Consider the following 18,877-nt stretch of genomic DNA (forward strand, 5'->3'; position numbering starts at 1 on the left):
CATGCTTCTGTGCATCGACTGCGGCAACACCAACACGGTCTTCTCGGTCTGGAACGGCAGCGAGTTCGTCGCGACCTTCCGCACCGCGACCGAGCATCAGCGCACCGCCGACCAGTACTGGGTCTGGTTCAGTCAACTGATGGAACATCGGGGCGTTCCGATCCAGATCGGGGATGTCATCGTGTCCTCGACCGTGCCGCGCGTTGTGTTCAACCTGCGCGTCCTGTGCGATCGCTATTTCGACACGCGGCCCTATGTGGTGGGCAAGCCCGACTGTCTGCTGCCGGTGCAGCCCCGCGTCGACGCGGGCACGCAGGTGGGGCCGGACCGGCTGGTGAACACGGCCGGCGCGTTCGACCGGCACGGCGGCGATATCATCGTCGTGGATTTCGGCACCGCCACCACCTTCGACGTGGTCGCCCATGACGGCGCCTATGTGGGCGGCGTGATCGCGCCCGGCGTGAACCTGTCGCTGGAGGCGCTGCACATGGCGGCGGCGGCGCTGCCGCATGTCGACGTGACCCGGCCGCAGAAGGTGATCGGCACCAACACGGTCGCCTGTATGCAGACCGGCGTGTTCTGGGGCTATATCGGTCTGGTCCGCGAGATTACGGCGCGGATCAAGGGCGAATACGACCGCGACATGCGCGTCGTCGGCACGGGGGGGCTTGCGCCCCTGTTCGCAAGCGGCGAAGTGCTGTTCGACGATATTGAAGACGATTTGACGATGCATGGCCTGACGGTGATCCATCGCTACAACAAGGAAAACGCATGAGCCAAAGCCGGCTGATCTATCTTCCCCTCGGCGGCGCCGGCGAGATCGGGATGAACACCTATGTCTACGGCGTCGGACCGGAGGATGACGAACGCCTGATCGTCGTCGACCTCGGCGTGACCTTCCCGGACATGGACACGACCCCCGGCGTCGATCTGATCATGGCCGATGTCGACTGGCTGCAGGAACGCGCCGACCGGGTCGAGGCGATCTTCATCACCCACGCGCACGAGGACCACATCGGCGCCTTGGCGATGCTGCTGCCGATGATTGACGCGCCGGTTTACGCGCGCGCCTTCACGGCGCATCTGGGCCGGATGAAGCTGGAAGAGGCGGGGATCGATCCCGAGAAGGTGACCACCGTGTCGCCGTGGCCCGAGACGGTGACGGCCGGGCCCTTCACGGTGGGCTTCGCGCCGATCTCGCACTCGATCCCCGAAAGCTCGGGGCTGGTGATCGACACGCCGCATGGCCGGGTCGTCCACACCGGCGACTTCAAGCTGGACCGCGCGCCCGGTGTGGGCGAGCCGTTCGACGACGATATGTGGGCCGACATCGCGAAGGACGGGGTGCAGGCTCTGGTCTGCGATTCCACCAACGTGTTCAGCCCGAACCCCGGCCGGTCGGAATCCGATCTGCCCGACGCGATCCGTGACCTTGTCGCGGCGGCGCCGGGCATGGTCGCCGCCACCACCTTCGCCAGCAACATCGCCCGCCTGAAGACGCTGGCAGAAGCGGGGCAGGCGGCGGGCCGATCCATTGTGCTGCTGGGCCGCGCCATGCGGCGCATGGTGACGGCGGGTGTGGAAACCGGTGTGCTGACGAACTTCCCTTCGGTGGTCAGCCCAGAGGATGCCGCCTCGATCCCGCGCGAGAACCTGATGCTGCTGACCTCGGGCAGCCAGGGCGAGCACCGCGCCGCCTCGGCGCAGTTGTCGCGAGGCAAGTACCTGGGGCTGGAGTTGAAGGAAGGCGACACCTTCCTGTTCTCGTCCAAGGTCATCCCCGGCAACGAGCGCAGCGTGTCGAAGATCGTCAATGCCTTCAGCGAGATGGGGGTGGAGGTGGTCGACGACAGCGGCGGCCTGTACCACGTGTCGGGCCACGCGAACCGGCCCGACCTTGCCTTTGTTCACCGCCTGATCAAGCCGAAGATGCTTGTGCCGATGCACGGCGAACACCGCCACCTGCGCGCCCACGTCGCGCTCGGGGAAGAGTCGGGGTTGCCGAGTGTCATCGCGCCGAACGGCACGATGGTGGACCTGACCGGCGACGCGCCGAAGATCGCGGGCTATGTCGAGACGGGCCGCACCTACAAGGACGGCATCGTGCTGATCGGCGCGATGGACGGCATCATCCGCGACCGCATCCGCATGGCTTTGAACGGGCACGTGACGGTGACCGCGATCCTCGAGGATGACGAACCGATCGGCGAGCCGTGGTGCGAGGTCATGGGCCTGCCGGAAACAGGCATCAGCCGGGCGCCGCTGGTCGATGTGATGGAAGAGGACCTGAGCCAGTTCCTGAACCGCGCCGACGCCAAGACCCTGCGCAACGACGAGAAGCTGGACGAGGCGATGCGCCGGATCGTGCGCAAGACCGCCTCTGACGAGATCGGCAAAAAGCCAGAGGTCACCATCGTGATCAGCCGGATCTCGTAGCGGAAAATCCGTGCGGCGGGGGTGACAGACGCTCCCGCCAGCCTACCTGTCCCGCAACATGACAGGAGGAAAATCATGATCCACAAGAGCGGTTCCGCGAAATGGTCCGGCGGTCTGAAGGACGGCAAGGGCTTCGTTTCCACTGAAACCGGTGTGCTGAGCGATCAGCCCTACGGGTTCAACACGCGGTTCGAGGACGGCAAGGGCACCAACCCCGAAGAGCTTCTGGGCGCGGCGCATGCGGCCTGTTTCTCGATGGCACTGTCCAACATCCTTGGCGACTACGACATGGTGGCCGACAGCATCGAAACGACCGCGAAGGTCACGCTGGATCCCGGCAGCCTGACGATCACCAAGGTGCATCTGGACCTGACCGCCAAGATCCCCGGCGGCGATGACGCCAAGTTCCAGGAAGCGGCGGGCAAGGCCAAGGAAGGCTGCCCGGTGTCGAAGCTGTTCAACGCCGAGATCACGCTGGACGCCAAGCTGGCCTGAACGGACACGCCGGTCGGGAAAGTGATCCGGATCGGCGCCTGTTCCGTAACGTAAGCAAAGGTTCGTACGAGTTCCAAGGCGAGACCGGCCAAGACCGGTCCGTAGTTGCAGGTTTTGTGCGAGTCCGGCGCGCTGGTTGGCGCGCCGTTCAAGAGTACCAGTAGGGTCGGCGCCCCCACAGGGCGTCGGCCTTTTTCGTGTTCGGGGTCTGGCGTGTGACCGGCGCTGTCCCTGCCTCTGGCAGCGGGCAAGCAAGGCGCGCCGCAGCGGGCCCGTCCGATAGGGGATGAGGCAGGGCCGCTGCGGCGCGCCCGCCGGTCCGGGGCGGGCAGGGCGTCCGGGCGGAGTCCGCTGGGTGGTCGGAGTCCCCCGGCCCGTCGGTGACGCCGGTTGCATGTTGAAAGCGGCCTTCTGTCCGCGCGCCCGCCACGGGGCATCCGGTGGATTGGCGCGTCAGTTCCGCGCGCCGACCCTGATCCCGCGACTGGCAAAGAAAGCCTCAAGCCGCGGTCTGGCATCATGTTCACGGGCGAAAGAGACGCCAAGGCGGTTGTCCTTCCGCCAGCGGAACAGAACGTCGAGCGTGCCAAGATCTTCGATGGTCAGGAACAGCACGCCCCTTGGCAGGAATTCCGGCGTATCCGGCGCCTCAAGGCAGGCGCCGCCATAGGACAGGTCGGTGACGATGGCGTCATAGCCGTCGCTGCCGGTGTCCAGCCGGGCCTGTATCCCGAGCGGGACACGCTGGTCATCCATGAAGTCGCCTAGTTCCATCCCTTTGCCGCATCCTGAGGCCCGGTTCGGGCCGGTTCTAGCGGGGCAATGGTGAAGGAAAGGTTAAGACCGACCGCATTTCAAGACGAATGCGGCCGATCTTCCGGTGCGGCGCGTCAGCTTGCGCGCCGCTCCTCGAAGCTCATGGCGATGAACTGGGGCATGTGATCGCCCATGCCGACAACGGCCTCGTCCCGCTGGCGCGACTGGCCACCCGAGCCACCGCCCGACTTGCCACCGCGGCTGCGGCGCGACGACGAACTGCGGCTGCTGCGTTCGGGCTTTTCCTCGGCGGTCTGCACTTCGGGTGCCTTCTCGACGGGCGCTTCGGCTTTCGGCTCGGGCGCGCGGGATTTCACCGGGTTTTCGATCCGCGGGATTTCCTTGTCGATCAGCTTCTCGATCGCAGCGAAGTTCTTCTCGTCCGACGGAGCGCAGATCATCACGGCCTTGCCGTCACGACCGGCCCGGCCCGTGCGGCCGATGCGGTGAACATAATCCTCGGAGTGCGACGGCACATCGTAGTTGAACACGTGGCTCACCGACGGGATGTCCAGACCGCGCGCGGCGACGTCGGACGCCACCAGCAGCTTCAGGTCGCCGTTGCGGAAGGCGTCCAGCGTGCGGGTCCGCTGCGACTGGTCTAGGTCGCCGTGGATCGGCTCGGCGTTCAGCCCGTATTTCTTCAGCGACTTGGCGACGATATCGACGTCGACCTTGCGGTTGCAGAAGATGATCGCGTTGGTGCACTTCTCGCCCTCGGCCTCGATCAGCGCGCGCAGCACGGCGCGTTTCTCGCTCGCCGCACGGTCGCGGCGCGAGCCCTTGAACATCACCACGCCCTGCTCGATCGTCTCGGACGCGGTCGCCTGACGCGCAACCTCGACCCGCGCGGGGGCAGAGAGGAAGGTGTTGGTGATCCGCTCGATCTCGGGCGCCATGGTGGCCGAGAAGAACAGGGTCTGACGGGTGAACGGCGTCAGCGAGAAAATGCGTTCGATGTCGGGGATGAACCCCATGTCGAGCATCCGGTCGGCTTCGTCGACCACCATGATCTCGATACCGGTCAGCAGCAGCTTGCCGCGCTCGAAATGGTCCAGCAGGCGGCCCGGCGTGGCGATCAGCACGTCGACGCCCTTGTCGATCAGCACGTCTTGTTCCTTGAAGGACACGCCGCCGATCAGCAGCGCCTTCGTCAGCTTCACATGCTTGGAATAGGTGTCGAAGTTCTCGGCCACCTGCGCCGCCAGTTCGCGGGTCGGGCACAGGACAAGGCTGCGCGGCATACGGGCGCGGGCGCGGCCACGGGCCAGCTTGCAGATCATCGGCAGCGTGAAGCTGGCGGTCTTGCCGGTGCCGGTCTGGGCGATGCCCAGCACGTCCTTGCCTTCCAGCGCAGGGGGAATGGCGCCCGCCTGGATCGGAGTCGGTTTCTCGTAGCCCGCTTCGGTGACGGCGCGAAGAACTTTCGGGGACAGCCCCAGTTCAGAAAAGTCGGTCATGTAGCCCTTTCGAGTTTGGTGCGGCTTGAACTACGGCCGCGAAACTCGAGCGGCCCGACAGGCCGGATTGCCTGTCTTCGACGTGGCCGTGACATAAGGGAAACAGGCCAGATGGTCAAGTTTTCCCCAAAGACAAGAACGGGGCTCGAGGCCAGTATTTGCGGGGAAATGGCGGTGTAACGCTGCGGAATCGCCGTATTGGCGAAATCCGGCACCGGACAATGGTGGGCAAGTTGCGGTTCCGCGTCCCGGACTTCTCCACAGATTCTCTGCGCGCCCGAGACTTCACGTCAAGACGTTCCGCCGTGCGGAACTTGCCGCGACTCTCCCCATCGGGGGCCGGGAATTGACACAGAATGGCCGTGAATACCCGTAAAGATTGCATCCGGGGACTGATATCGGAGGATACCATGGAATTTTCGCCCTATCTCGTACCGGGCGCCGCGACGATGGCGGTGCTGGCCATCGTCTACCTTGTCTTCGTGTTCTGGACGCGCCGTCCGGGCCGCGCCGACCAACTGTCCGCCCGCGAACGGGCTGAAGCCGAACTCTGACCGCACGCCTCCGCGGCGGCGGCATTCTCGTCAGGGGGCAGGCGTCGTGCTATGCTTCCCGCCATGAGAGTGATCGCGCCGGTATCCCTGTTCCTGCTCGCCGCCTGCTCGGGCGGGGGCGAGGGGGTGTTTTCGGGGCTCGCGCCGGGTGCGCGCGGAGAAGGTCCAAGCATCGCGGTCACGATGCAGGACGCGGACGGCGCGCCGGTGGCGATGGCGGCCTGCAACGCCGCTGACGGGCCGGGTCGGATCGGGGTCAGCTTTTACGACAGCGACGGTCTGGCCAACGCCCGCCTGACGTGGACAGGGACGCTGGCCGATGGCACTCAGATGACCCCTGCGGGCAGCGACATCTCCCTGATGGAGGGTGGCGGACCCGGCGACGAGCAGATCCGCGTACTGTTCCGCCCCGAGGTGCCGGGCGCGATCCGCACCAGTGTCGTCCTGAGCCTGACCACCGAGGCGCCGTTCACCGGCATCCTCAAGGTCGAGGCGGTCGACCGCACTGGCAAGGTTTCGCAAGCGGGGCCGTTCGAGATTGCCGCCGCCTGCTAGGCGCGTCAGTTCTGAAGCACCGCTTCGGTCATGATCACCGACTGGTAGGTCTCGTCGCTGTCCAGCAGGCGCAGCGTCCCGCGCACCGTGATCTCGGTCCCTTCGGGCATGTCGGGCAGCGGCTTGCGCATGTGCACCTCCAGCGTCGGGCCATAGCCGTTCGTGCCGCAGAAGGGGCAGTCGGCGGGGTCCGGCACCAGAAGGAAGCTGCGCACATAGGCCTGCGCCTCGACCGGGACATAATAACCGGTGACGGAAAAATCGTTTGCCGCCGCCCGCAGCGCGTCGGGATAGGTTTTCTCGACCGCCCAGCGGCCGTCCTTCTCGACCTCGCGGATCTCGATGGCGCCAAGCAGGCCCCAGCCCGCGGGCTCTGCCGCAGAAGGCCTACTGCCGGTGGCCAGCGTCAGGATGATCGCGAGTGCCGGGAGCAAGAATGTCGATTTCGATCTCAACGTCACCAACCGGGTCCAGTTCTATGTGGGCGTTCAGGCGATCGCCTTCGGACAGGTCCGGGGCGTCGTCCAGTGCAAGGTACATCCCGCCGGGCACGAGGTCTATCGACACGCCCGGCGCAATCGGAAATTCGCTCAGGTCCACCGGCGCCGCCGCGGTCACCTCGGTATCCCGCAAAGCCAAAGTGCCTCCGTCGGCGGTTTCGCCGCCGGTCAGCAGAAGCCCGACGCTGCCGGTGTTCTCGATCTCCATGTAGACCTGCAAACCATCGTCTTCCGGCACGGCCCACGCATACAGGACGCGCGCGCCGTCGACTTCGGTGATGTGGGGATCGGTCTCTTGCGCTGGTGCGGCAAGCGGCAGGGAAAGCAGGGAAACGGCAAGCAGCGTCGGGGCGATGTGGCGCATCTGGGTCGTCCGTGTCTTGTGTCGGTGTGCCGGCCATGCGTTCGGGACCATGGCGGAGCACACGAAGATAGGGCTGCCCGCCCGCAAAGGGGGCAGGGACGGGCGGGTTCCTTTTGCAGGTATGACACCGCCCGGCACGGGCAAGACCCGCCCCGGGCGTCAACGGTCGGGCCGGCGGTCTTTCGCCGCCGGGGCCCGGATCAGACCATCATTTCCTTGGTCGCCGACAGGGTCAGCTCGGGATAGTCCCGTTCCACCCGGTCGATGTCCCACTGAAGCCGCGTCATGTAGACGATGTCGCCGTCGTTGTCGTGGCTGATGTGCTGCTTGTTGGCGTTGACGAACTTCTCGACTGCCGCCTTGGGGCCGCTGACCCAGCGGGCCGAGGTGAACTGCGACGCCTCGAACCGGACGGGCAGGCCGTATTCCAGCTCGATCCGGCTGGCCAGCACCTCGAACTGAAGCGCGCCGACGACGCCGACGATGAAGCCCGAGCCGATGTTCGGCTTGAACACCTTGGCCGCACCTTCCTCAGCGAACTGCATCAGCGCCTTCTCAAGATGCTTGGCCTTCAGCGGATCGCCCGCACGGCAGCTTTGCAGCAGTTCCGGCGCGAAGGAGGGGATGCCGGTCACGCGGATCGTCTCGCCCTCGGTCAGCGTGTCGCCGATGCGCAGTTGCCCGTGGTTCGGGATGCCGATGATGTCGCCGGCCCAGGCCTCTTCCGCCAGTTCGCGGTCAGAGGCGAGGAACAGCACCGGGTTCGAGATCGCCATCGGCTTTTTCGAGCGCACATGCGTCAGCTTCATTCCGCGCTGAAAATGCCCCGAGGCGAGGCGCACGAAGGCCACGCGGTCGCGGTGCTTGGGGTCCATGTTGGCCTGCACCTTGAACACGAAGCCCATCACCTTGGTCTCGTCCGGGCCAATCGGGCGCGGTTCGGCGGACTGTGGCTGCGGCACGGGGCCGTATTTGCCGATCCCGTCCATCAGTTCCTTGACGCCGAACGAGTTGATGGCGCTGCCGAACCAGATCGGCGTCAGCGTTCCGTCCAGAAACGCCTGCGCGTCGAACTTCGGCAGCAGTTCCTTCGCCATCTCAAGCTCTTCGCGCAGCTGTTCCAGAAGGTGCGCGGGCACGTGGTCGGCCAGCTTGGGGTCGTCCAGCCCGGCGATCTTGATCGACTCCGCCACCTTGTTGCGGTCGGCGCGGTCCATGATCTCCAGCCGGTCGTTCAGCACATCGTAGCAGCCGACGAACTCGCGCCCCATGCCGATGGGCCAACTGGCGGGGGTCACGTCGATGGCCAGGTTTTCCTGGATCTCGTCGATGATCTCGAACGTGTCGCGGCTTTCGCGGTCCATCTTGTTGCAGAAGGTCAGGATCGGCAGGTCGCGCAGGCGGCAGACCTCGAACAGCTTCTGGGTCTGGCTTTCCACGCCCTTCGCGCCGTCGATCACCATGATCGCCGCATCCACCGCCGTCAGGGTACGGTAGGTGTCTTCGGAAAAGTCCGAGTGGCCGGGGGTGTCGACGAGGTTGAAGCGATAGTTGCTGTCGCCGCTGGCGAAATCGAACGACATGGCCGAGGCCGAGACAGAGATGCCCCGGTCCTTTTCCATCTGCATGAAGTCCGACCGCGTCCGCCGCGCCTCGCCCTTGGCGCGCACCTGTCCGGCCATCTGGATCGCGCCACCGTAGAGAAGGAATTTCTCGGTCAGCGTCGTCTTGCCCGCATCCGGGTGCGAGATGATGGCGAAGGTGCGCCGCCGGGCAATCTCGGCGGGCAGGTCGGGGGCGTTATGAGCACGGTCCAGCATGAGCGGCGATATATTGACCCTCGGCGGCAAGAGCAACGGTCCCGACGCTATCGGCGCGGCGGAGGGACCCGTCGGGTCAGGGCGCAGTTTTCAGCCGCGAAGCCGGGTTTCAGCCCTTCGGGCCTGCCTGCCTTCAATCGAAAAGCGAGCTTCAATCACTTGAATCGCCTATAAAAAGTGCTTGGCGAAAGTTCCGTTACGTCGCGGGCGGCCGGATGTCTTTAACATCGTTAGCATCAATTTTACGGTCCTCGGCGAGAAACGCGTTGTAACGAGTACCGAGCAGGTTTTCCCATGGCTCTTGAGATCGTCGACCCGGCCGCCACCGGGATCGAATACCTTGCGTCTGTCGAGGTGAAGTTTTCCGGCATCCACATCGGCGGCGGCATCTACTTTTCCGCCAACCACATTCCGAAAGCGGGCGGCACCTACGAGGCCGTGCCGCAGGCGGGTCTGGATGGCGAGGCAGAGGCCCACGCGACGACCGAGATCGACGTGACCCTGCCCTCGGATACCGCCGACTGGGACCCTTATATCGACGACTCCACCGGCTATATCGCGACCGGCTTCGACATCGGGATGCATGTGGGCGCGACGCTGTCCAGCACCGGCACCTTCTACGACGGTCCGGCGGTGTCGCTGCTGATCGCAAACGATCCCTCCGACCTGAGCGGGACGGTCACGATCACCGGCTATCCCACCGCCGAGAACGCGTTGGACGGCGAGGAGGGGACGCTGCACGAAACCTCGGGCTCGCTTCTGGGCTACAGCGCGCAAGAGATCGAGGGCGACGCGGGCGGCTACTTCATGATCGTCGGCGCCGATGTCGTGGGCGGCATGAGCGGCGGCGGCAATTTCATCGACTACGACGCGGATGGCGACGGGGTGGCCGAGACCTACGCCATCGGCGCGACCTCGCGCGTGTACGAGACCGGCGGCGGCAGCCTGATCCCCGGCGTCTCGCAGCTTCAGTCGGCGGCCTTCGCGCCGCACTATGCCGACATCGCCGCCGCCATCGAGGCGCTGACGGGCGACGACGCGCGCACCGCCGACGATTTCGCACGGATGACAATGCTGTCGGCGCAATCGGCCGGGTCGGAGAACACGACGGTCGAGGGGCAGTTCTTTCACGAGGACATTTACGGCGGTGTGAATGACGACGATCTGTCAGGCGGCGGCGGGGACGATCTGCTGAAAGGCGGCGAGGGCGGCGACACGCTGGACGGCGGCACCGGCGACGACACCCTGACCGGCGGCGACGGCGCGGACTGGTTCCTGGGGTTCGGAGACGGCGCGACCGACCTGATCACCGACTTCGACGCGGCGTTGGACGTGGTGGACCTTTCGGGTCATTTCGCCCGCTTCGCCGACATTCTGGCGGCGTCCGACATGGATGGTGACACGCTGGAGATCGACCTGTCACATGGCGGCGGTTCGGGCGTCCTGCGGATCGAGGGGACAACCGCCGACGACCTTTCGATGGCCAACACAAACGTCAACTGCTTCGCTGCCGGAACCGCCATCGCGGTGCCGGGCGGCACGGCGGCGGTCGAGACATTGCAGCCCGGCGACAGCGTTCTGACTGCGGACGGGCGGGCCGTCGGGGTGCGCTGGCTGGGCCGCCAGCAGGTGCCCGCGTCGCCCGAGACGGTGCCGGTTTGCATCGCGGCGGGCGCGCTGGGCGAGGGTGTGCCGTCGCGCGATCTTGTGGTCACCGGCGATCACGGGATGATCCTGAACGGCCTCATCGTGGTCGCGTCGGCGCTGGTGGGGCTGCCGGGCATCGACTGGGTGCCGCTGGCGGACCTGCCCCCGGTGTTCGAGGTGTTCCACGTCGAGACCGAGGCGCACGAGGTGTTGCTGGCGAACGGCGCACCTGCGGAAAGCTTCGCGGGCGCGACCGACCGTCCGGGCGACCGGCGGGTGGTGCCCGAGATGGACCTGCCACGCATCGGTTCGGCCCGCCTGCTGCCGGTGGCGCTGGGCGCGGTGGGGCGTCGGCTGACCTAGACGCGGACCGCGCCCCATGCGGCGCTTCCCTTGACAGAATCTTGACGCTACGGAAACCTAAGGGAATTCGGGTCAGGTATTCTGCTGGGGGGCGGCACCATGGACAGCGAGTTCACATATTTCATTCACGCGCTTTACAGTGCGGCCAGCGCGGTCGCGATCGCGTCGTTCTTCGCGGACACGCTGGTGGCGGGGACGATGCCGGACGAGGACGGCGACATGACGCTGGAGGATGGCGACAGCGACACCGGCGGCCTGTGGAACGGCGGAGCGACCGACTATGGGCTCTTCCTTGGCACGGTTCTGGTTCAGGGCATCGTGATGCCGGTGTTCCAACAGATTACCTCGGGCGGCGGCGGGTCGGAAACTTACACCTACGCGGTGCTTTGCCCCGAGGACACGACGGTCAGCTGGCCCGCGACGCTGGACCCTGACGACGTGGCGCTGGCCTCGGACGGGGCCACCTTCGCCTTCTGCTTCGGTCCCGGCACCGGGATCGCCACGCCCGGGGGCGAGACCGCCGTCGAAGACCTGAAGCCCGGCGACATGGTCCGCACCGCCGACGGGGCGGTGGTGCCGGTGCGCTGGGTCGGCGTGCGCACGCTGTTCCCGCGCCTGTTCAGCCTTCGGCACGGCATGATCCGCATCCGCGCCCATGCTCTGGGACACGACCGGCCCGCCCGCGATCTGCTGGTGACGCCGGACCACGCGATCCTTCTGGACGGCATGATGGTCACCGCCGGCGCTTTGGCCGGCGCGGAAGGCATCGGCTGGGAGCCCCGCGCCAAGGCGCCGAACACGCAGAAGGTCTATCACGTCGAGACGGACCGCCATTCGCTGATCTATGCCAACGGTCTGCCGGCCGAGACCTTCATGGACGCCGCCGGTCGCCGCCTGTTCGACAACCACGCCGACTATGTGCTGCGCTTCGGAACAGAGCGGATCGTGCCAGAGATGCGCATGCCCCGGATCGGCTCGGCCCGGCTGCTGCCGCCCGCCACGCGCGCGCGGCTGGGCCTGCCCGCTGCACAGATGCTGCGGCAAGGCTGACCGCGCACCGGGGAACCCTTGGGTCAGGGGCGCGTTCGGTTTCCGAAAGGAGACCTCAGATGGCACGACCCAGCATCAAGGACGAAAAGCTTTACGACGACCTGCGCGAGGACGGGATGTCCAAGCAAAAGGCCGCCCGCATCGCCAACGCGAAGGCCAACGACGACATGCATCCGTCGGAGAAGGGCGGCAAGCAGCCGCCTTACGAGAAGTGGAGCAAGGACGATCTGTATTCCCGGGCGCAGGAACTGGATGTCGAGAACCGGTCCCAGATGACGAAAGACGAACTGATCGAGGAGCTGCGCGAGGGCTGACCGTCTAGGTCACGGAACAGACGACCTCACCCAGATAGGCGGTGTCGGTGTATTGCCGCATGTCGGTGACCTTGCCGTTCTTGACCGTCAGGAAGTCCACGATCTCGGTGGTGATTTCGCGGCCGGTCGGGACGTGGCGGGCGGTGACCTCGTAGCGGGTGACGATCAGGTCACCCTCTGCCAGCACGTCGCCCAGTTGGATGTCGCGCCACTCCCATGTGTCGACGATCTGCTGCGCCATGTCGGTGACGCTCATCCGGGCGGGGCGACTGACGGCGGCCGAATTGGCAAGCGGGCGGCCGACGATGGCGAACCCGGCATCCTCGGTGAACTGGTTGGCTATGGTGACGGGGTCGTTTTTCAAGCGGTCGGCATAAAGCCCAGATACGAAACCGCGGGGATCGGAAATGGTCATGGCAATGCTCCTTGGAAGAATAGAGCAAGGGTAGGGCCGATCCCGGCCCCCTGCCAAGAACTATCGCGAAACGGTCATGCGCCTAGTGCGCGGACGCCTTGCGCAGCAGGTCCGCCGCGACTGTGCTGTCCAGCATGCCCTCGGGCAGGTCCACCGGGCGCGGGCGCGACAGGGGCGCGCGGCGTGACAGCCCCGAGTCCGAGGTCAGCTTTGCACGGATCTCGCGCGGAAGCACCGGGCCGGTGCGGGTGTCGAGCGCAAGGCTTTCGGTGGCGATGCCCTCGGCGAAAATGAACTCGTGCGTATCGAACAGGATCTGGAAGTAATCCACGAACCCGCCGTTGCCGCGCGTTACGGTCTCGCCGTTCACAAGATACTCGGCCTTGATCGCCACTTCAGAGCGACCGGCGCCAAGCTTGTCCTCGCGCTGGTAGACGAACAGGCGCTGGTTCGGCGACAGGCGAAGCGGCCCCTCGTTGTTCAGCGCGCCGGGCGCGATGGTGATCGGCGCGAAGGCGCCCGTGGCGCGGACCGTCTGCTGGCCGATCCAGCGCACCGTTTGCGCGCCGCTGTCACGGGTCAGAACCCGGTCGCCGGGGCGGATGTCCTCGATCCGGCGCTGCGCGCCGTCGGCCATGGTGATGTGCGTGCCACGGGTGAAGGAAACGCAGGCCAGCGCCGCGAATTTCTGCCGCGCGCTTTCGGTGTCGACGGCGACCAGGGCGTAATCGGTGCGCGGCCGCAGGTCGGCCAGCGTCATGACATAGGTGTCCGCGATCATGCCGTCGCGGTCGAGCTCGACGAGGATCAGCGCCTCGACGATGGTGCCGTCGGGCGCCATGAAGGTGGCGCAGCAGTCCAAGTGCAGCGCCGCACCGGGGCGGCCGGTCTGGGTGCCCGCGGCGATCGTGAAATTGGAATGCTGGTCGGCGATCTCGAGCGACAGGCGCAGGCGACGCGCATCAACGTCGAGAGTATAGACATCATCAAGGATCAGTTCGGACGCGTGTGCGACCGGGTCACCGAGGTTGGCCCCGTTCGATACAACGAAGTCTGTCGCCCGGATGACGGGCAGTCCCTGCGCACCCCCGCGCTGGGTCACACCATGCACACTCATCTTGCAGCAGCCTGTACCAGGTTCCGTCTCCACGGCTTTGCGTCCGGACGCGGCCCCCACCATTCGTCCGAATGCGTAACCCCATCGCCATGGTAGTATTTGCTATATGATGCGGCGCGTATTCGCGTCAACTTCGGGTAAATGTTGTGGCAATTAACCTTCCGTAAGTCGTTGATCGGGCGACGGTCCGGCCGATTTTCGGGTCATTGTTTCACCGGTTTCGCCTTATTTTGCCGCAACGCAGCAATGGCGGCGCTCGGGCATCCGAGAGGTCGGGCGCACGATCGCTCGCTTCCGTTCGCCGGGGCGGGGTGCTAGGCCGGGGCGACATCGCAATCGGACGGGAGGCATCGGACAGATGGATCTGGGTATCAAGGGCAAGCGGGCGCTGGTCTGCGCGTCGTCGAAGGGGCTGGGGCTGGGCTGCGCCCGCGCGCTGGCAGAGGCCGGTGTGGACATCGTGATGAACGCCCGTGGCGCCGAGGCGCTGGAAGAGGCGGCGCAGGCGATCCGCGACGACTTCGGCGTCGAGGTCACCGCCGTGGCCGCCGACATCGTGTCGGAAGAGGGCCGCGCGAAGGTGCTGGAGGCCGCGGGCGATCTGGACATCCTGATCACCAACGCGGGTGGCCCGCCTCCGGGCATGTGGGCCGACTGGTCGCGCGAGGATTTCATCAAGGCGCTGGACGCGAACATGCTGACGCCCATCGCGCTGATGCAGGCCGCTTTGCCGGGCATGATGGAACGTGGCTGGGGCCGGGTGGTCAACATCACCTCGCAGTCCGTGAAGGCGCCGATGGCGATCCTTGGCCTGTCGAACTCGGCCCGCACGGGCCTGACCGGTTTTGTCGCCGGCACCGCGCGGCAGGTCGCGCCCTCGGGCGTGTGCATCAACAACCTGCTGCCGGGTTCGCACACCACCAACCGCACCGATACGATGGACGGCAAGCGCGCCGCCGACGCCGGTGTCTCGATGGAAGAGTTGCGGGCCGAGAAGTTCAAGGAAATCCCCGCGCGCCGCTATGGCACGACCGAGGAATTCGGCGCCACCTGCGCCTTCATGTGCTCGCAGTTCGCGGGCTTCATGGTGGGCCAGAACATCCTGCTGGACGGCGGCTACAACAACTTCACGCTGTAACCCCGGACGAGGGGCAGGCGTGGCATTCCGTCCCCGTGCCTTGCGGGGACGGGGCGGTATTGCTAGGTCCGAGTGATCGACAAAATTGATCGGACTTGGTCCTGCCCGCATGAACGCGCCCGAGCCTCTGCCGAAGACAACTCCGCCGGTGGTCCCCGAGCCCCGGCTGGAGATCCGCGATCTCAGCCGGCATTTCGCCGGTCGGTCGGTGGTGGATCATGTGTCGCTGCGGGTGATGCCGGGGCAGGTGACCTGTCTGCTGGGCCCCTCTGGCTGCGGCAAGTCCACCACGCTGCGCTGCATCGCCGGGGTGGACATGCAGGACTCGGGCGAGATCTATCTGGACGGCAAGCTGATCTGCGACACGGTGTTCCGGGTGCCGCCCGAACGGCGCTCGATCGGGCTGATGTTCCAGGACTTCGCGCTGTTTCCGCATATGTCGGTGGCCGACAACGTGGCCTTCGGGCTGACGGGCAGCAAGGCCGAGACGCGGGCGCGTGTGACGGCGTTGCTGGAACGTGTCGACCTTCTGCGCCACATCGACGCCTTCCCGCATGAACTGTCGGGCGGCGAGCAGCAGCGCGTCGCGCTGGCCCGCGCCCTTGCGCCGGGGCCGAGCGTGATGCTGATGGACGAGCCGTTCAGCGGGCTGGACAACCGCCTGCGCGACGGCATCCGCGACGAGACGCTGGAGATCCTGAAAGAGGCGGGCGCGGCTGTCCTGCTGGTCACGCACGAGCCGGAAGAGGCGATGCGCATGGCCGACGAGATCGCGCTGATGCGCGACGGGCGGATCGTGCAGCAAGGCGCCCCCTACAACGTCTACAACGCCCCGGCGGACAAGGCCGCGGCGGCATTCTTCAGCGATATCAACGTGATCCGGGGCACGGTGCGCGGTGCGCTGACGGACACCCCGTTCGGCCAGTTCCTTGCCCCCGGCCAGCCTGACGGCACCGAGGTCGAGATCGTGTTCCGTCCGCAGCATGTGAAGATCGACTTCGACCGCAACGGCGCCGGGCCGTTGCCGACCTCGCGCGACGGGGTGCCCGCGCGCGGCGTCGTACAGCGGGCGCGGTTCATGGGGTCGGAAAGCCTTGTCGAGTTCCGCATGGACCACGACCTGTCTATCCTGAAGGCCACGGTGCCGAACGTGTTCCTGCCCAAGCCGGGGCGGCCCCTGTGGCTGACGGTGCGGCGGGACCGGTGTTTCGTGTTCCCGGCGAAGAAATAACGAACGACCCGTCGCCGACTAGGCGGCCCCGGCGTTCTTGAAATCCACAAGCGTCTTGCCCTGTTCCTCGACGAACAGCGCCGGAAGGTTCTCCAGCTTCTCGATCCGGTCCACGCGCAGCGTGGCGAAATCCGCCGTGGTCTCGCACCAGCAGGTCACTGTCCAGACGCGGCCCCAGTAGTCCAGCTGCAACGGGCGGATCACCCGGCGCAGCAAAGAGCCGTCGTCCTCGTGGTGATGCGCGGCCAGCTTCTGACGGCTGCGGATCGCGGCGCGGATACGCGGCATGTGCGCGAAGCCCGCCGCCGCGTCCGCCAGCGGATGCACCGCGAAGGTCCAGCCGCCGCGCGCCCCGGTGCGGTCCTCGGGCAGCAGCGTGTCGATCCGCGCGGACAGCCCGCGCGCGGCCGCCGACAGTTCCGCGTCGCCGCCATGCGCCACCGCCGCCAGTCCAAGGTGCAAGGCCTCGAGTTCCGTCATCGACAGGTTCAGCGGCGGCAGCGTCACCGGCGCGGTCATCCGGTAGCCCAGCCCGCGTTCGCCCCGGACCGGCACGCCGGACGCCATCAGCGTGTCCATGTCGCGCCAGATCGTGCGCTCGCTGACGCCATGCGCCTCGGCCAGTTCGGACGCGCGGTGCAGCCTGCCGTCGCGCAGCGTCTGGATCAACGCATACAGGCGGTCAGAGCGGTTCATCGATTCGCAGGCCCTTCGGAAAATTGAGCGAAGTTTTTCACCGCATAACTGACAAAAACCTGTCAGGAGGGCAAGTGTCCCGCCGGGCGGGCTGAATTCTGCGCCGGATTCCCGCCATGGCGGCGCTTTGCCACTTTTCGAGGCGGCGCCGAATCCATAAACACGGTCCGTGATCTTTCACCGTTCCAGCCATGGGCCGCAGGTGGCGGCCCGATCATGGAGAGACCCATGCTGAACAACATCGGCCTTCCCGGCCTTCTTCTGATCGCCGTCGTCGTGCTTGTCCTGTTCGGGCGCGGCAAGATCTCGTCGCTGATGGGCGAGGTCGGCAAAGGCATCACCGCCTTCAAGAAAGGCGTGAAGGACAGCAACGACGAACTCGAGGACAGCGCGGCTTCGGCACGTGACGTGACCCCCGAGGAAGAAGAAAAGGAAAAGGACAAGGTCTGAACCCCTCGTCCTTTCCCTCAATGACGGACCGTCGCCATGTTTGATCTCGGCTGGACCGAACTTCTGCTGATCGGCATCGTCGCGCTGATCGTGGTGGGCCCCAAGGACCTGCCCGGCATGTTCCGCACGCTTGGCCGTTTCACGGGCAAGATGAAGAACATGGCCCGCGAGTTTCAGCGCGCCATGAACGACGCCGCCGACGAGGCGGGCATGAAGGACGTGGCGAAGGACCTGAAGTCCGCCACCTCGGCCAAGTCCATGGGCCTCGACAAGCTGAACGAGGCCGCAGACAAGTTCGAGAAGTGGGATCCGTCCAAAGCCGTGAAGCGCGAACCCGGACCGGCGACCGCCGCCATGACCGAGGAACGCGCCGAACAGGCGAAGAAAATCCGCGAGAACGCCGCGAAGACCGCCGAGGCGCGCAAGGCCGCAGAGGCCGCTGCCGCCGCCGAAAGCGCGCCTGCCGACGCTCCGGTTCCCGACCCGTCGGCGCCGAAGCCCGGCTCCGCGGCTGGAGACGACAGTAAATGAGCGCCACCGACGAAGACGAGATCGACGCCTCCTCGGCGCCGCTGATCGAGCATCTGGCCGAGCTGCGCACGCGGCTGATCCGGTCGGTGCTGGCTTTCATCGTGGGCATGGTGATCTGTTTCACAGTCGCCACGCCGATCTTCAACTTCCTGACCGCGCCGCTGTGTCAGGTGCTGGGCGAACGGGGGCAGGACTGCGACCTGATCTTCATCAGCCCGCAGGAGGGCTTCTTCGTCGCCATCAAGGTGTCGCTGCTGGGCGGGTTCATCCTGTCCTTCCCGATGATCGCCTACCAGATGTGGCGCTTCGTGGCGCCGGGGCTGTACAAGTCCGAGAAAGGCGCGTTCCTGCCGTTCCTCGTGGCGTCGCCCTTCATGTTCCTGCTGGGTGCGGCTTTCGCCTTCTACGTCGTGACGCCGCTGGCCTATGACTTTTTCCTTGGCTTCCAGCAGTTTGGCAACGGCGGCGAGGCGCTGCCCAACGAAGAGGTGCAGCAGGGCCTGTCCGTGGTCTTCCAGGGCTCGGCGCAGGAATATCTGAACCTCACCATCAAGTTCATCGTGGCCTTTGGCCTGTGCTTCCAGCTTCCGGTGCTTCTGACCCTGATGGGCAAGGCCGGGCTGGTGTCGTCGCGCGGGCTGGGCGAGGTGCGCAAATACGCCGTCGTCGCCATCCTCGTTCTGGCCGCGCTGGTCACCCCGCCGGATGTCATCACGCAGGTGATCCTGTTCGTGGTGGTCTACGGCCTTTACGAGATCTCGATCTTCCTTGTGCGCCGGGTCGAACGGAAGCGCGTCGAGCAGCTTCGCGAAGAGGGTGTGCTGGGCGAGGACGAGGATCTGGACGATCTTTACGGCCTCGACGATGACGAACCGGAACAGCCGGAGACCAAGGCGTGAGTGACGAGGCGCTGACGCGCATCGCC

At 66.1% G+C, this 18,877-nt stretch carries 21 protein-coding genes; 13 read left to right on the forward strand and 8 right to left on the reverse strand.

Features of this window, described 5'->3' with window-relative positions:
- Nucleotide 1: 1 nt before the first annotated feature.
- The 3 genes from ACP156_RS03560 to ACP156_RS03570 all read left to right on the forward strand — a co-directional run bounded on the left by ACP156_RS03560 (nucleotide 2) and on the right by ACP156_RS03570 (nucleotide 2,931).
- The gene (locus ACP156_RS03560; RefSeq protein ID WP_425049915.1) at nucleotides 2-775 is read left to right on the forward strand and encodes a type III pantothenate kinase; all 774 of its coding nucleotides are present in this window, start codon (nucleotides 2-4) and stop codon (nucleotides 773-775) included.
- On the forward strand, nucleotides 772-2,436 hold the full coding sequence (locus ACP156_RS03565; protein ID WP_425049916.1) for a ribonuclease J: 1,665 nt from the start codon (nucleotides 772-774) through the stop codon (nucleotides 2,434-2,436). Before ACP156_RS03560 ends, ACP156_RS03565 begins: the two co-directional genes overlap by 4 nt.
- A gap of 75 nt (nucleotides 2,437-2,511) precedes the next feature.
- Nucleotides 2,512-2,931, forward strand: coding sequence for an OsmC family protein (locus ACP156_RS03570; protein ID WP_425049917.1), 420 nt, complete (start codon nucleotides 2,512-2,514; stop codon nucleotides 2,929-2,931).
- 453 nt (nucleotides 2,932-3,384) lie between these two features.
- On the opposite strand, the gene ACP156_RS03575 is transcribed toward ACP156_RS03570, so the two are convergent.
- Nucleotides 3,385-3,705: a PilZ domain-containing protein gene (locus ACP156_RS03575; RefSeq protein WP_425049918.1), complete on the reverse strand. Its 321-nt coding sequence runs from the start codon at nucleotides 3,703-3,705 to the stop codon at nucleotides 3,385-3,387.
- 116 nt (nucleotides 3,706-3,821) lie between these two features.
- Nucleotides 3,822-5,207 (reverse strand): DEAD/DEAH box helicase, encoded by a 1,386-nt coding sequence (locus ACP156_RS03580; RefSeq protein ID WP_425049919.1) that lies wholly within the window; start codon nucleotides 5,205-5,207, stop codon nucleotides 3,822-3,824.
- A gap of 410 nt (nucleotides 5,208-5,617) precedes the next feature.
- Between ACP156_RS03580 and ACP156_RS03585 the strand changes: the two genes are divergently transcribed.
- A complete protein-coding gene (locus ACP156_RS03585; RefSeq protein WP_425049920.1) occupies nucleotides 5,618-5,761 on the forward strand; it encodes a hypothetical protein in 144 nt (47 codons plus the stop codon).
- 63 nt (nucleotides 5,762-5,824) lie between these two features.
- On the forward strand, nucleotides 5,825-6,316 hold the full coding sequence (locus ACP156_RS03590; RefSeq protein ID WP_425049921.1) for a hypothetical protein: 492 nt from the start codon (nucleotides 5,825-5,827) through the stop codon (nucleotides 6,314-6,316).
- 5 nt (nucleotides 6,317-6,321) lie between these two features.
- On the opposite strand, the gene ACP156_RS03595 is transcribed toward ACP156_RS03590, so the two are convergent.
- The 3 genes from ACP156_RS03595 to ACP156_RS03605 all read right to left on the reverse strand — a co-directional run bounded on the left by ACP156_RS03595 (nucleotide 6,322) and on the right by ACP156_RS03605 (nucleotide 9,000).
- On the reverse strand, nucleotides 6,322-6,750 hold the full coding sequence (locus ACP156_RS03595; protein ID WP_425049922.1) for a hypothetical protein: 429 nt from the start codon (nucleotides 6,748-6,750) through the stop codon (nucleotides 6,322-6,324).
- On the reverse strand, nucleotides 6,704-7,180 hold the full coding sequence (locus tag ACP156_RS03600; RefSeq protein WP_425049923.1) for a hypothetical protein: 477 nt from the start codon (nucleotides 7,178-7,180) through the stop codon (nucleotides 6,704-6,706). Before ACP156_RS03600 ends, ACP156_RS03595 begins: the two co-directional genes overlap by 47 nt.
- 200 nt (nucleotides 7,181-7,380) lie before the next feature.
- Complete coding sequence (locus tag ACP156_RS03605; RefSeq protein WP_425049924.1) at nucleotides 7,381-9,000, reverse strand: peptide chain release factor 3; 1,620 nt, start codon at nucleotides 8,998-9,000, stop codon at nucleotides 7,381-7,383.
- Nucleotides 9,001-9,294: 294 nt separating this feature from the next.
- Here ACP156_RS03605 and ACP156_RS03610 point away from each other — a divergent pair, with 294 nt between their 5' ends.
- From ACP156_RS03610 to ACP156_RS03620, 3 genes are all read left to right on the forward strand, one after another.
- Nucleotides 9,295-11,010, forward strand: a complete 1,716-nt coding sequence (locus ACP156_RS03610) for a Hint domain-containing protein (protein ID WP_425049926.1) — start codon at nucleotides 9,295-9,297, stop codon at nucleotides 11,008-11,010.
- Between the two features lie 99 nt (nucleotides 11,011-11,109).
- Complete coding sequence (locus ACP156_RS03615) at nucleotides 11,110-12,060, forward strand: Hint domain-containing protein (protein WP_425049927.1); 951 nt, start codon at nucleotides 11,110-11,112, stop codon at nucleotides 12,058-12,060.
- A gap of 59 nt (nucleotides 12,061-12,119) precedes the next feature.
- Nucleotides 12,120-12,374 carry a DUF7218 family protein gene (locus ACP156_RS03620; protein WP_425049928.1) on the forward strand — a complete coding sequence of 85 codons (255 nt, stop codon included), beginning with the start codon at nucleotides 12,120-12,122 and terminating at the stop codon, nucleotides 12,372-12,374.
- 4 nt (nucleotides 12,375-12,378) lie between these two features.
- Here the strand turns inward: ACP156_RS03620 and ACP156_RS03625 are convergent, their stop codons facing one another.
- On the reverse strand, nucleotides 12,379-12,789 hold the full coding sequence (locus ACP156_RS03625) for a nuclear transport factor 2 family protein (RefSeq protein WP_425049929.1): 411 nt from the start codon (nucleotides 12,787-12,789) through the stop codon (nucleotides 12,379-12,381).
- Between the two features lie 82 nt (nucleotides 12,790-12,871).
- Nucleotides 12,872-13,906, reverse strand: a complete 1,035-nt coding sequence (locus ACP156_RS03630; RefSeq protein ID WP_425049930.1) for a Hint domain-containing protein — start codon at nucleotides 13,904-13,906, stop codon at nucleotides 12,872-12,874.
- A 358-nt stretch (nucleotides 13,907-14,264) separates the two neighbouring features.
- Here ACP156_RS03630 and ACP156_RS03635 point away from each other — a divergent pair, with 358 nt between their 5' ends.
- Nucleotides 14,265-15,044, forward strand: coding sequence for an SDR family oxidoreductase (locus tag ACP156_RS03635; RefSeq protein WP_425049931.1), 780 nt, complete (start codon nucleotides 14,265-14,267; stop codon nucleotides 15,042-15,044).
- Nucleotides 15,045-15,153: 109 nt separating this feature from the next.
- Entirely contained in the window at nucleotides 15,154-16,275 is a 1,122-nt protein-coding gene (locus ACP156_RS03640; protein WP_425049932.1) for an ABC transporter ATP-binding protein, read from the forward strand.
- An 18-nt stretch (nucleotides 16,276-16,293) separates the two neighbouring features.
- Here ACP156_RS03640 and ACP156_RS03645 read toward each other — a convergent pair whose 3' ends face one another.
- Nucleotides 16,294-16,971 (reverse strand): helix-turn-helix transcriptional regulator, encoded by a 678-nt coding sequence (locus ACP156_RS03645; protein ID WP_425049933.1) that lies wholly within the window; start codon nucleotides 16,969-16,971, stop codon nucleotides 16,294-16,296.
- Nucleotides 16,972-17,199: 228 nt separating this feature from the next.
- On the opposite strand from ACP156_RS03645, the gene tatA reads away from it, so the two are divergent.
- From tatA to tatC, 3 genes are read left to right on the forward strand one after another with little or no spacing between them, the layout of a single operon-like run.
- Complete coding sequence (gene tatA, locus ACP156_RS03650; protein ID WP_425049934.1) at nucleotides 17,200-17,421, forward strand: twin-arginine translocase TatA/TatE family subunit; 222 nt, start codon at nucleotides 17,200-17,202, stop codon at nucleotides 17,419-17,421.
- A 36-nt stretch (nucleotides 17,422-17,457) separates the two neighbouring features.
- Nucleotides 17,458-17,952 (forward strand): Sec-independent protein translocase protein TatB, encoded by a 495-nt coding sequence (gene tatB / locus ACP156_RS03655; RefSeq protein ID WP_425049935.1) that lies wholly within the window; start codon nucleotides 17,458-17,460, stop codon nucleotides 17,950-17,952.
- Nucleotides 17,949-18,851 (forward strand): twin-arginine translocase subunit TatC, encoded by a 903-nt coding sequence (gene tatC / locus ACP156_RS03660; protein WP_425049936.1) that lies wholly within the window; start codon nucleotides 17,949-17,951, stop codon nucleotides 18,849-18,851. Before tatB ends, tatC begins: the two co-directional genes overlap by 4 nt.
- Nucleotides 18,852-18,877: the final 26 nt, after the last annotated feature.

Source organism: Psychromarinibacter sp. S121 (assembly GCF_049801035.1).
Classification (GTDB): Bacteria; Pseudomonadota; Alphaproteobacteria; order Rhodobacterales; family Rhodobacteraceae; genus Psychromarinibacter.

Bases quoted from the DNA above. Each gene is read 5' to 3' on its own strand.
- ACP156_RS03620 (WP_425049928.1), top strand. From the start codon at position 12,120: ATGGCACGACCCAGCATCAAGGACGAAAAGCTTTACGACGACCTGCGC.
- ACP156_RS03615 (WP_425049927.1), top strand. From the start codon at position 11,110: ATGGACAGCGAGTTCACATATTTCATTCACGCGCTTTACAGTGCGGCC.
- ACP156_RS03560 (WP_425049915.1), top strand. From the start codon at position 2: ATGCTTCTGTGCATCGACTGCGGCAACACCAACACGGTCTTCTCGGTC.
- ACP156_RS03590 (WP_425049921.1), top strand. From the start codon at position 5,825: ATGAGAGTGATCGCGCCGGTATCCCTGTTCCTGCTCGCCGCCTGCTCG.
- ACP156_RS03570 (WP_425049917.1), top strand. From the start codon at position 2,512: ATGATCCACAAGAGCGGTTCCGCGAAATGGTCCGGCGGTCTGAAGGAC.
- ACP156_RS03600 (WP_425049923.1), bottom strand. From the start codon at position 7,180: ATGCGCCACATCGCCCCGACGCTGCTTGCCGTTTCCCTGCTTTCCCTG.
- ACP156_RS03575 (WP_425049918.1), bottom strand. From the start codon at position 3,705: ATGGAACTAGGCGACTTCATGGATGACCAGCGTGTCCCGCTCGGGATA.
- tatB (WP_425049935.1), top strand. From the start codon at position 17,458: ATGTTTGATCTCGGCTGGACCGAACTTCTGCTGATCGGCATCGTCGCG.
- ACP156_RS03645 (WP_425049933.1), bottom strand. From the start codon at position 16,971: ATGAACCGCTCTGACCGCCTGTATGCGTTGATCCAGACGCTGCGCGAC.
- ACP156_RS03580 (WP_425049919.1), bottom strand. From the start codon at position 5,207: ATGACCGACTTTTCTGAACTGGGGCTGTCCCCGAAAGTTCTTCGCGCC.
- ACP156_RS03610 (WP_425049926.1), top strand. From the start codon at position 9,295: ATGGCTCTTGAGATCGTCGACCCGGCCGCCACCGGGATCGAATACCTT.
- ACP156_RS03605 (WP_425049924.1), bottom strand. From the start codon at position 9,000: ATGCTGGACCGTGCTCATAACGCCCCCGACCTGCCCGCCGAGATTGCC.
- tatA (WP_425049934.1), top strand. From the start codon at position 17,200: ATGCTGAACAACATCGGCCTTCCCGGCCTTCTTCTGATCGCCGTCGTC.
- ACP156_RS03565 (WP_425049916.1), top strand. From the start codon at position 772: ATGAGCCAAAGCCGGCTGATCTATCTTCCCCTCGGCGGCGCCGGCGAG.
- ACP156_RS03635 (WP_425049931.1), top strand. From the start codon at position 14,265: ATGGATCTGGGTATCAAGGGCAAGCGGGCGCTGGTCTGCGCGTCGTCG.
- ACP156_RS03640 (WP_425049932.1), top strand. From the start codon at position 15,154: ATGAACGCGCCCGAGCCTCTGCCGAAGACAACTCCGCCGGTGGTCCCC.
- tatC (WP_425049936.1), top strand. From the start codon at position 17,949: ATGAGCGCCACCGACGAAGACGAGATCGACGCCTCCTCGGCGCCGCTG.
- ACP156_RS03625 (WP_425049929.1), bottom strand. From the start codon at position 12,789: ATGACCATTTCCGATCCCCGCGGTTTCGTATCTGGGCTTTATGCCGAC.
- ACP156_RS03630 (WP_425049930.1), bottom strand. From the start codon at position 13,906: ATGAGTGTGCATGGTGTGACCCAGCGCGGGGGTGCGCAGGGACTGCCC.
- ACP156_RS03585 (WP_425049920.1), top strand. From the start codon at position 5,618: ATGGAATTTTCGCCCTATCTCGTACCGGGCGCCGCGACGATGGCGGTG.